General features: G+C 38.2%; 7 protein-coding genes and 1 rRNA gene. 1 reads left to right on the top strand and 7 read right to left on the bottom strand.

Annotated features, from left to right (window positions below; genetic code table 11):
- Nucleotides 1-7 precede the first annotated feature (7 nt).
- Nucleotides 8-1321 carry a DUF4374 domain-containing protein gene (locus JKG64_RS10925; protein ID WP_210354361.1) on the bottom strand — a complete coding sequence of 438 codons (1314 nt, stop codon included), beginning with the start codon at nucleotides 1319-1321 and terminating at the stop codon, nucleotides 8-10.
- A 33-nt stretch (nucleotides 1322-1354) separates the two neighbouring features.
- Nucleotides 1355-3766: a TonB-dependent receptor gene (locus JKG64_RS10920; RefSeq protein ID WP_210354360.1), complete on the bottom strand. Its 2412-nt coding sequence runs from the start codon at nucleotides 3764-3766 to the stop codon at nucleotides 1355-1357.
- A gap of 111 nt (nucleotides 3767-3877) precedes the next feature.
- Here JKG64_RS10920 and JKG64_RS10915 point away from each other — a divergent pair, with 111 nt between their 5' ends.
- Nucleotides 3878-4885, top strand: a complete 1008-nt coding sequence (locus JKG64_RS10915) for an AraC family transcriptional regulator (RefSeq protein ID WP_210354359.1) — start codon at nucleotides 3878-3880, stop codon at nucleotides 4883-4885.
- An 89-nt stretch (nucleotides 4886-4974) separates the two neighbouring features.
- On the opposite strand, the gene JKG64_RS10910 is transcribed toward JKG64_RS10915, so the two are convergent.
- The 5 genes from JKG64_RS10910 to rrf form a co-directional block, all read right to left on the bottom strand.
- Nucleotides 4975-6390 carry a Gfo/Idh/MocA family protein gene (locus JKG64_RS10910; protein ID WP_210354358.1) on the bottom strand — a complete coding sequence of 472 codons (1416 nt, stop codon included), beginning with the start codon at nucleotides 6388-6390 and terminating at the stop codon, nucleotides 4975-4977.
- A gap of 257 nt (nucleotides 6391-6647) precedes the next feature.
- A complete protein-coding gene (locus tag JKG64_RS10905) occupies nucleotides 6648-7952 on the bottom strand; it encodes a TolC family protein (protein WP_210354357.1) in 1305 nt (434 codons plus the stop codon).
- A gap of 1 nt (nucleotide 7953) precedes the next feature.
- Complete coding sequence (locus tag JKG64_RS10900; RefSeq protein ID WP_210354356.1) at nucleotides 7954-11031, bottom strand: efflux RND transporter permease subunit; 3078 nt, start codon at nucleotides 11029-11031, stop codon at nucleotides 7954-7956.
- 8 nt (nucleotides 11032-11039) lie between these two features.
- Complete coding sequence (locus tag JKG64_RS10895) at nucleotides 11040-12104, bottom strand: efflux RND transporter periplasmic adaptor subunit (protein ID WP_210354355.1); 1065 nt, start codon at nucleotides 12102-12104, stop codon at nucleotides 11040-11042.
- 323 nt (nucleotides 12105-12427) lie between these two features.
- Nucleotides 12428-12516 (bottom strand): 5S ribosomal RNA (gene rrf / locus JKG64_RS10890); the annotation flags it as partial.

Raw genomic sequence — 12516 nt, 5'->3', positions numbered from 1 at the left:
GAACTACCTATTTTTTACGAAGCTTGCCGATACCATTAATATCTTTAGCATCTACTTCTAGACCTTTGGTTGCTTGACCTGTGACAGGGTCAATAATATAGATTGCAGGTAATTTATCCACTTCTTTTACTGGTACATAAAACTTACCACCGTCGGCAATTGGCGTATGGAATTTAGGATAGTAATTGTAATCCGGGATATTTTTTACCCATTTAAACTCTTTTGTACGGACATTGACAATTGCGAGTGCATTAGAGCTAGGTACATCACCTTCGATAGGGTTACTGCCCTTTATAAGATATTCTACAATAAAGTAATCTCCCTTTACATGGTGTATTCTATTAAAAGAAGGACTACTTGATATACCAGATTTCACAACCTCTTCATCAAGATTCCAGTAGTAATTTTTATCAAATTCTGAAGCGCCTTTATTGATTTTAAGCACACCGCTTGCCTTCGATGTTATCGCATTCTTGGGAGCGAAGGCATAAAGATTTCCCTCGTCATCCCCACCTATTGTATTATAGAATTGTGAGCGGTGTCTTCCTGCAGCGTAACTAATCCGATCATCTCCATACAATTTGGTCATCTTGAGATCTTTGTCAAATGATGCGATCCAAACGGAGTCCGGATATTGCGTATCACTCATCACTAATGTAGGCTTTCCATTCCTATCTAAGCCTTCTTTAAATTGTCTCGGAACAAGTGCTGTTAAAAAGTTATTGGCACCAAATTGAACTACTCCTGATAAAATTGAATACTCACCATTACCAGTTAAGTTTGTTGTACTTTTCGTTATCGTAGTAACCGCATTATTATTAGCCGGGTTGATAAAATTGAAGGTAGAATACAACTTGGTATTATCCATATTACCTTTATCATCTCGCTGAACTATTCCTTCAACAACAGATAATACTTTTTCTTGAAAGACACCATAAGTTGTAAATCTTGAAACAATCTGAAACTCGCTACCACTTTTTATAATTTTACCGTTGGGCCCTAAAGCTATACCGATACCGATACCTGGATCGCCCTTTCGGTATTGTAGTCCAATACCAACGTAAGGCGTTGGGAATAACCAAGAGCCATATGCATCAGACTCCATCCCTTTACCTTTAATAGTTAACTTTTCTTTTGCGGTGATATCTGGCACAGCTAATAAATAGCTAGCAGTTTCACTTTCAGAAGCTGAAATAAAGAACTCGACATCATTAGACTCACGCTCCTCATCGAAAACTTTCTTATCTGAACAGCTAATTATACTGCCGCACAATAATAATGCAATAGCACCTCTGAATACATTGTTTTTAGAACTCATCATATTATAATTTATTAATTTCAATTATTTATTAGATTACATAAAAAAGTATCGAAGTTTTACACCAAAACTACGTCCCGGTTTTTGTAGACTATAATTATCATATAGGCGTTGATCGCTCAAGTTTCTTGCCTCCAATGCGATATTATAACGTCCATTTTTCATAGCATAGGAAGCTGTAAAATCATGAGATAATTGACCATCAATTGTATGTTTAGTATTGACATCCCCTAAACTTGGCCATTCTCTATAAAAGGAGTGAACATAGTTTAAATTATAGCCTATGGTTAGTAAATCTGTAGGTTCTTGAATACCCTGAAAGCGCATTTCAATTTCACCATTACCATATAGATAAGGCTGATTAGGCACACGGTCATTATAAGTCGCAGACAACTGTTTATCCCCATAATTAGTATACAATTCTTTATTGATAAGACTTTGATAGGTTAGGGTCCCCCCTACTGATAGAAATCGCTTATAATAATACCTACCTTCAAAATTCAACCCTAAATTTTGAACTTTCCCGTGATTTACATTTTGTGCTTCTCCGGTTCGTTGTACGATAGTACGACGAATAAAATCCTGGACATCACGATACAAACCACTCGCATCAATATAAATAGCATGATTTTCATTAAAATCCTTTTGATAAGATGCACCAATATTTACGCCATTACTTCTCTCTGGTCTCAGCTCCGCATTCGCTCGCTCTAATAGCGCATCGCCTAAAATCTCAGAGTCGGAGGGCATCCGTAATGCTTTTTCATAGGAAATTTTATATTGAAAATCTTTCCAAAAATAAGTAGTTGCCACCCCGTAGCCAAAAGCACTAGCTTCTGCGGTTACTCTTTTCCATGTTGGAAACGATTCACTTTCCCCCGCATTGACTACTCCTGATGTCTTCTGCTTATAGTGCTTCCCAAAAATAGTAGAGACCCATCGTTTATTGTAATTAAATTTATAAGATAGACCAGCTACATTTTTATAATTATTTGCTTTATCCTCCGGTTTAGAGTATTCATCTTTGATCGCTACATTATCTGCATTTTTACGTTCATAAGTTGACCAGTTATCATTAAATGAGAAGCTATGCTGATGATTTATTTTATAGATCACATTTAATGACGCAACAGCATTGTCATTGTAAAACTTGGCTAACGATCTACTCCCCTCACCAACATTTTTAGTCTCTCGATATTCACCGAGCCAGTTGTATTCTCTTGATGCTGTATCTATATTTTGATTATAATTATGATTATAATTAGCTGTTAATATGACGTCCAATCCTTCAGTTAACAACCCTCTCTTAGAATAGGTTAACGAAGGCATTACAGTATTACCATTTCTCGATTTTTCGCCATATACTATTTTCATAGTGTTGGCATTTTGAATATCAGAATATTCTTTACCAAGAGTCACACCAATAAGAAATTGATCCGCCCAGCTCGTATTCACAAAGCCAGTCTTTAAAATAGCTGTCTCATTATGGTATTTGTTATGGAAGGCCCTTGTCCATACACTATCCATCGTAAAATTGCTGGTTTTAAAGTCTTTAATTTGTGTATAAACTCGATAGTTATTCTCTGAATAGTTCTGAAAAGCGTTTAATTGGACCGTAAATCCATTCTTAGCTGCGTATCCAACATTGATATTAGTCTTATGCGTATTGAACGATCCATAAGAATAGGATACATCTGCATAGGATTTATTACGTTTATTGGTAATAATATTGATTGCTCCTCCCAAAGCATCTGAGCCCAATTCAATCGGAACCACCCCTTTATATATTTCAATACGTTCAGCCAAATTAACAGGAATATTATTCAGCTGAAATGCGGATCCCATTCCCTGCATAGGTACACCATCAATAAATACCTTCACATGTCTGCCAGAAAAACCGTTCAAATTAACAGACGTCGCAGATCCCAATCCTCCACTTTGTCGAATTTTAACCCCCGAAGCTCTATTTAATAAATCTGAAAGCTCCATAGAAGAGTTATGAAATTTCGTAGCGTCCAATACAGCAACGTTGTAAGGAGTCTCCCTGACCTCTTGAATTGCAGATTTACCACTGACTACGACCTGCTCTATCGCTGTATTCGGGTCTACTTTCAAAACAAATTGGTAATATTTATTCTCATTTCGACTTATAGATACCTTTTTCTTCTCCGCTATAAATCCAACTGCAGAACTCATTACCTCATATTCTCCTGAAGCTACCATCAGGACATAATGACCATCTTTGTCAACTTGAGTACTATATCTTGTATTTAAAACATAGACAGTCGCACTAGGCACAGCATTTCCATCTGCATCCTTGACATATCCGATAATCTTTGCTCCGTCTCTTTTTAATGATTGTGCAAAAAGTGAAGTACTTGTAAATAATATTGAAAAGATCAAGGATATGCAAACCACTTGTTTGATTTCAGATAAATCTATTTTCATTTTTGATAACCCTATTGGTATTTAGATTAATTATAAATAACTTCGCAAATGTAGTTACTAACCCCATTAACAAATAGTGATAAACAGGACAAAAAATAGCGAAATAGAGGCATGCGATTGAGATCAGAAATTATTGAGATAGACAAAATAATACATGATGATATAGTTGAAAAGACTCATATAGAGGAAGATGTATTGATGCATAGAGTTTTCAGCTACAAACAGCATCAAGTGTCGATACATTGTGACATCTTTCATTCAGTGGGATTACATATTGTCGAGGCCCAAATAGATACTGCTACTATTCTTACCAATAACTGGTCTGCAGAGACTCCACACGTTCGATTTTTTTTCTATCTCGGGGGTAATTCTTGTGTAAAAAATGGAGCAGGTAATGAGTCTTATACACATAGAACAGGAATGCTACAACGAAATTTCTTAGATACAGAAGGAGGTGGGGGCGTCCTCATTGTGAAACCAGGAGAGGCGTTACATTATATAATAATAAAAATGTCTATCGATTTTTATATTGATCTCATAAAATATGAAGATTGGATAAATGAAGATAGTTTTCATCAATATATACTGTCTGGAACACCAGAGAACAGACCCAATGAGACTCTCTCCATAAATCTTAAGATGCTACAGATTATGGAGGATATGATAAACAGTAAGGATATAATTGAACATAGATATCACTTTTTTAAACTTAAGTTGCGGGAGCTCCTATTTACCATACATCAACAGACACAATATGGAGAAAATATTCCTGAAATCGCATCCCAACCATCCGACAGTTTAGAAAAAATAAAATCTTACCTTACACTAAATCTAGACACCCCACCTTCAAGTGCAGAACTGGCAAAGAAATTTTTTATGAACGAAAAGAAGCTTAAGCAAAGTTTCAAAGCTACCTACGGCACTACACTGTACGCCTATGTCGTACAGTTAAGAATGGAAAAAGCTAAAAAGCTTCTGTTACAGAACTATAATGTGAATGAATTAGCCGTACTGCTGGGCTATCATAGCGTTTCCCATTTCATAAAGGTTTTTAAAAGTTATTACGGCTGTACCCCAAAAGAGGCTTCAAGCAAGTTCCAAAGTATAACACAAAAGTAGTATATGATCCTCTCTCCCATTCGGCACAAAAAAGGGAAGATATCCTCAGAAATCTTCCCATCAAATGAGTTTAGGTATGAAATACCCTATTAATCTATTTTTAACTGTTTACTTTGATCTTTAGATACCTTTGGACGAATCCTTGTACTCCCACCTCCATTCAACGTAATATCATGAGGTTTATTCGTTTTCCAGTTTCCTTTAGTAAAGTCAGGGATAGCAACCGTTCTACTGTTCTTAGCGACAGATTCACAACTCAACGGCACAACTACTGACCAAGAAGCCCCTTCATAGACAGGCTGGTCTATTGGTAAGCCATTTCTCAAACAGTCAATCAGACGCCAATCCATCATAAAGTCCATACCACCATGGCCCCCTACTTGTTTTGCCTGCTCTCCGATAAATTTGATTAATTGTGGTGTATATTTTTCATACAGGCCTTTCATCTCCTCTTCCTTCACAAAAGAGTGTCCAAAGGCAATACCTTCTTTCGGATACTTCTGTGCAAAACCTTTAGTACCGCTCAGCAAATGAAGACGTGAATAAGGTCTAGGAGAAGTAACATCATGTTGCAACATCATGGTTTTACCTTTCTCTGTCTTGATCAGAGTAGTATCCATATTTCCACGGTACTTCTTACCTACAAACTCTTGGTAAAATGAATCTTTAGCCGCCATCTCCCGAGCGGTTTCACCCATCATAAAATCAGCAGTCTGCATAGCTACAAGGTGAGTCATGCGATCTCCGCTGTTAATATTCAAACATTGTGCAATAGGACCGAGACCATGAGTTGGATAAAGATTACCATTCATTTTGATATTCTCACGCAAGCGCCACATATTATCATAACCATTTTTGCTATTAAAGTTCAAATCCAATAAATCATGAATATAAGCTCCTTCCGCATGTACTAACTCACCAAACATACCTTGACGTGTCATATTTAAAGTCAGCATTTCGAAAAAGTCATAACAACAATTCTCCAACATCATACAGTGCTTTTTAGTTGCTTCCGATACTTTCACAACTTCCCAGCATTCTTTTACTGTTAGACCAATTGGAACCTCACACGCTACGTGAGCTCCAGCTTTCATTGCCGCAATACTCATAGGTGCGTGAAATTCCCAAGGAGTACAAATATAAACAAGGTCCAACTCTTCTTCTTTCAATAGCTTCTCCCATCCATTATCTCCAGAATAAGATTTCGCCTCTTTCAAACCTTTACCGGTCAAAATTTTCTGCGCCTTATCAACACGGTCTGCATGTCTATCACATAACGCTACAATCTCTGTTTCCTCAATATAAGATAAACGATCGACCGCACCAGGGCCTCTCATTCCCAAACCGATCACGGCTATCCGTACTTTGTCAATCTTGGGAGCGGCATATCCCCACATGTTAAAAGATGATGCTGCTAATGCTTCATTATTCAATGCAGGTAAGGTAATAGCTGCAGCAGAAAGGAACGATGCTTTCTTTAAAAAATCTCTTCTATTTGAACTCATATCTATCTTAGGGTTATTATTTCATCAAAAATCAAAGGGGACACAAAGCCCCCTTTAAAATCACCTATTTTAAAACAAACTAAACAGTCTATTGTCGAATAACCAATTTATTATTAAAGGGTTATTGGTTATAGATAACGACATTTACTTCATATTATCTATCACAATAATAATCTATAAATACCATAATAAGAAATGAAAAAACAACGCAAACGTTTGACCTAAATTGCGAAAACGTTTGCTTAACACAATCGTTACTATAAGAAATCGATTGTCCCCACGAGTTCCTTTAACAAGGATTCAGACAACTTCGCTTGGGTCTTAGCTGTATTAAATCGGGAGACTGCGTTGATAAAGTTTTGCTGTGCATCCCTAAATTCTACTGCGCTAATTGTTCCGATACGATATTTGTCCAACGTAATATTTAAGTTTTGTTTCGCAATACGTTCGTTTCCTTCCTCGATATGCACTAAAGCCAAATTCGTCTGATAGCTCTGAAAAGCCTGCGTCAAGGCCGTCTCTATGACATTCCGTTGTTGCTGTATTACTAAATCAGCGTTATCTATCTTTAACTTTGCAACTCGCTCATTACGTCTCTGATTAAAACCATCAAAAATATTAACAGAAGCGGTAACACCATAATTAAGTCCTCTAGCATTAGATTTGGCAACAAAACCTAAACTCGATTCTGATTCCGAAAAATTATATCCTCCATTCAATCTAACCGTAGGATAGCGATTCGCTTTTACAGTTTTCAATTCCAGCTCGGCAATCCGCTTGTTGATTCCTACCCTTAGCAGATCAGGATTGTGCACAGCCGCTTTGTTCAATAAATCAGTCAATATCATTGATTGATCAATGTTCACATCCCTGATGACACTAAATTCAGTCAGTAATGGTCGTGCCATCAGACCATTCAAAGCCGTTTTGAGATTATTTACAAGATCCAATTGCCGCAAGCGTGCAGATTCATCTTCATTTAAATTGACTTGTACATTCAAGACCTCCAAGCGAGAAGCTTTACCTATAGAAAAACGATTTTCAGCGGTGCGCAATCGCTCTTTTGAAATCAGTATACTAGAATCTAGAGCTGCTAACAAATTCTGCTGTTCGACTATACTATAATAAGTCCGAATTACATCAGATACCATTATGACAAGTGTGCGCTTGGCCTCAACACTGCTTAATCTTTCTAGCTCTTTTAACGATTCATACCTAGAAAACATACCTAAACCATCAAAAATGGTCCATCCCAGACTGACACCGTAAGACATATTATTATTCTTAGCGTTATCTAATTCGCGGATATTACCATCATTTTGGGTCTGTTTAGAATTCTGTATACTATTGTTTTGTGTAAAATTTCCTGATACCAAAGGCAACATTCCCGCGTTTCCGTAGGTCACATTCTCTGCTGCCACTTGTAGGTCGTTCTCGGACAATTTGATATCATAGTTATTTACCAAAGTTACTTCAACAGCATCTTGGACAGTCAACAACTCCTGTGCTACACCTAGACTGTATGATGTCCAAGTCATAAAAAATAATGCTAAATACTTCATACTAGCCATCTATTTGATCAAATTCTGGACGATGTTTACGCTTACGGGAAAACATCAAATAAAAACCTGGAATTACATATAAGGTCAACAACAAAGAAAAGAGCGTCCCTCCAACAATTACAACTCCCATACCAATACGACTAGTAGACGCAGCCCCAAAAGAAAGAGCAATCGGCAAGGCACCCAAAGCAATCGCAAAAGAAGTCATTAAAATAGGTCTTAGACGGGCCTCAGCGGCAAGAACCACTGCTTCAAATTTCTCATGTCCTTCCTCTCGAAGCTGGTTAGCAAACTCGACGATCAGAATCCCGTTCTTCGTCACTAGTCCAATGAGCATAATGGTACCGATCTGACTAAAGATATTCCATGATTGATCGAAAAGCCATAAAGAAAATAATGCTCCTCCTACCGCCATAGGAACTGTCAGCAATATAATAATAGGATCTACAAAACTCTCGAACTGTGCTGCCAAAATCAAAAATATTAGAAGCACAGCAAGACCAAAAGCAAACATTGTATTGGATCCACTTTCTACAAAATCACGTGCTTCACCACCCAAATCAGTCGTAAAACTATCATCCAATACCCTTTCTTTGATCGCATCCATAGCCTCAATTCCCTTTCCCATACTTTGCCCTGGCGCTAGAGATGCTGATACTGTAGCAGACATATACCGATTATTATGATAGAGCTGAGGAGGACTACTATGCTCCTGTACTTCTATTATATTATCGAGCTGAATCAGTTTTCCTTCTTTATTCTTTACAAAAATAGAAGTTAGGTCCGTTGGTGTAGCGCGATCCTTTCGGTCAAACTGTCCCATCACCTGATACTGCTTACCGTTCATCATAAAGTAACCGAATCGTTGACCGGACAAGGACATTTGTAAAGTTTGAGCAACGTCTAATACCGAAACTCCCAATGCCTGAGCTTTCTCTCTATCGATATGTACATACAACTCAGGTTTGTTAAATTTTAAATTGACGTCTACCATAGAGAATGTCTTGTCCTTTGACAATTCTTCCATAAACTCAGGAATCTTCTCCTCCAATTTTTGGAAATTAGGAGCTTGGATAATGTATTGAATCGGAGATCCTCCTCTTCTATTTACGGCAATTGTAGGTTGTTGGGAGACGGCAACCCGAGCTTCTGAATACTGCCTTGTCAACCTTGAAAGCTGATTGACAATTTCTTCTTGCGTTCGTTCGCGTTCTCCAGGCTGTACAAGCCCCAAACGCACGAAACCACTATTAGCCGAAGAAGAACCAAATCCTGGCGAAGTGATTACTAAACTAACCTTTTTTTCAGGGACAGAGTCATTAATCAACATGGTCAACTCCGTCATAAATCGATTCATATAATCGTAAGATACACCCTCTGGAGCTGTGGCTCGTAACGAGACATAACTACGGTCATCGTAGGGTGCTGTCTCCTTAGGTAAAAGCTGATAGAAAAAGTAGATAAGAACAAAACAAGCACCAATAATAGCAACACTTAACCACTTTCTATTTAAGAAACTACGCAAAGAACCTTCATATTCTTTATTCATAGCTACAAAGTATCGCTCGGTTCTATCGTAGAATTTTGAACGCTTCTGCTCACCACCTTTCATGAGGTAGGCATTCAACATTGGGGTCAGCGATAAAGATACAAATGCAGATATCAGCACGGCCGATCCAATGACAATACCGAACTCTCGAAACAGTCTTCCCACGAATCCTTCCAAAAATATAACCGGAAGAAAAACTGCCGCTAAGGTTACAGAGATGGAGATAACTGCAAAAAATATTTCATTAGAACCTTTGATAGCAGCCTCAATTGGAGACATCCCCTCTTCTACCTTCTTAAAGATATTCTCTGTTACTACAATTCCATCATCCACTACAAGTCCTGTCGCCAAAACAATGGCCAACAGCGTCAATACATTAATTGAAAACCCACAGAGATACATGATGAAAAACGTAGCAATCAATGACACAGGAATATCAATCAATGGTCTGAATGCAATACTCCAATTCCGGAAGAATATATATATAATGATAACAACCAAAACAATAGAGATCAACAAAGTCTCTACCACTTCTAATACGGCGCGCTTGACGAACTGGGTATTATCAATCGCCACGTTGATTTCAAAACCTTCAGGTAAATCTACTTTCAAACGGTCATACTCCTCGTAAAACTCTTTCGCAATGTCCAGATAGTTAGTTCCTGGTTGAGGAATCACTGCTAGACTTACCATAGGATAACCCGAGTCTGACATTTTCGTTTCAAAGTTCTCCGCTTCTAATGTGGCCTGTCCCACATCACTTAGCCTAATAATACGGCTTCCTTCGGCACGTATCACTATATTATTAAATCCCTCTTCAGTAGAAAGATTACCAATAGTCTTTACTGCTAGTTCAGTATTCGCTCCAGTAAGCTTGCCTGATGGTAGTTCGACATTCTGGCTATTTAAAGCTGTGCGCACATCCAAAACTGTCAATCCGTAAGAAGCCAATTTGATGGGATCAATCCATAGACGCATAGCAAACTTCTTCTGCCCCCAAATCTGCACAGAACTTACTCCAGGAATAGTTTGTAACCGCTGTGCAATTACATTCTCTGCATAATCAGACAACTCAAGTACATTCTTTGTAGCGCTCTGCACCGTCATTGTGATTATCGGTTCTGAATCAGCATCAGCTTTAGAAACGACTGGAGCAGCATCGATATCCTGAGGAAGGCTCCGCAGAGCTTGAGATACCTTATCACGAACATCATTTGCAGCTTCTTCAAGATTTTTATCTAGGTTAAACTCTATAGTAATATTACTTGTCCCCTGATTACTAGAAGAAGAAATATTACGTATCCCATCGATGGAATTTATTGATTTCTCTAGAGGCTCCGTAATCTGAGACTCTATAATTTCCGCATTTGCACCTGCATAGCTAGTTCTAACGGATATCTGAGCTGGATCAATAGAAGGAAATTCCCGAACACCTAAAAAGGTATAACCAATGATGCCAAACAAAATCAGCAACAGGTTCATCACAATTGCTAATACAGGTCTTTTGATACTTAAGGTTGATAAACTCATATGATCTCTTATCTCAATGTCACTTTCACTGGACTACCATCTCTTAATGACATAACGCCTGATGTCAATACGGTATCTCCATCAGCTATTCCCTTAGTAATCAAGACAACTGAATCAGTCCTTCCTCCCGTTTCAACTAATGTCTCTTTTGCCTTCCCATTCTTCTTAAGAAACAGCTTCTTCCCATTCTGAATAGGAATCAAAGCTTCAGTAGGCACTAATAATCCATCACTAATGGTCTCCAACGGAAAAGTCACATTGGCGAAAGAACCGGGAATCAATCTATTATTACCATTATCGGCTATTGCACGCACCCGCAAGGTACGGGTACTTTCTTCAATCAAGGGTTCCAATGCATAAATTTTGGCAACAAACACCTCATCCGAACCTTGCACCGTAAACCGAACCTGTTCACCTATTCTTACTTTAACGGCATACTTCTCTGGAATAGAAAACTGTAGCTTTATCCGCGACAAATTAACCAACTGCGCAATTGCTGTTGTTGGTGTAATATAACTTCCTTTTGATATACTTCTCAGCCCAATCCTTCCAGCGAAAGGAGCTTTGATTAAAGTCTTATTAAGCTGAGCCTGAATAAGCTGTATCTGTGACTTAGCTGTACGATAATCAGCACTTGCAATTTCGTACTCTTCCTGACTTATGGCTTCCTTTTCTAAGAGCAATCGTGCCCTACGTTCATTTTCTTGCGCAAGATTACTTCTCGTTTGCGCTTGTTCCAACTGCGCTCTAAGTTCTGAATCATTAATTTTAACCAATACCTGGCCTCCACCTACACTTCCCCCCTCTTCAAAATTCAGACTTTCTACAAGTCCTGAAATTTCAGCCCTTAAATCTACTATCTCATTAGCCTCTATACCACCAGTCAACGAGAGAAAATCCGAAAAAGGCTTTCCACTGACCACCATTCCATACACTTTAGCCTCAGTACGACCGGAACCGTCACCTTTTTGATTACTGCTTTGCTTTTCTTTATTTTTTAATAATCGATAACTGACCAAGCCAGCGACTATAACAAATAAAATCAATAGAAATACTCCAACTTTTCGATTCATAATTTACTGGGGAGTTTGTAGTTTATTCATACTCCTCTTACAAGATAAGTTATATTGCCCTATAAAACATGTAAAATTGTTATTATAATAGGTACAAATCTCAATTAGTTTAAAACCCCAATTTCAATTAGACCTTCTACGTTACTGGATTCGCGAGAAATATTATGTTTCAATTAGTACATTCTGAGCTCTCACAATACAGCGAAAAGCCTTTGCAAGGTAGGTAGTTAGGGGCTTCAATAATACTATCGGCCAGTGCGTTCTCTCGAAAAGTACGCACAAAACAAAAGCCCCTCCAGTTTCCTGAAGGGGCTTCGTATTAAAAAAGGCACCGACCTACTCTCCCACCTGTTACGGCAATACCATCGGCTCTGGCGGGCTTGACTTCTCTGTTCGGAATGGGAAGAGGTAG

It is taken from the genome of Sphingobacterium tabacisoli, assembly GCF_017908035.1.
Taxonomy (GTDB): Bacteria; Bacteroidota; Bacteroidia; order Sphingobacteriales; family Sphingobacteriaceae; genus Sphingobacterium; species Sphingobacterium tabacisoli.
This window is presented reverse-complemented; position numbering and strand designations above follow the sequence as displayed.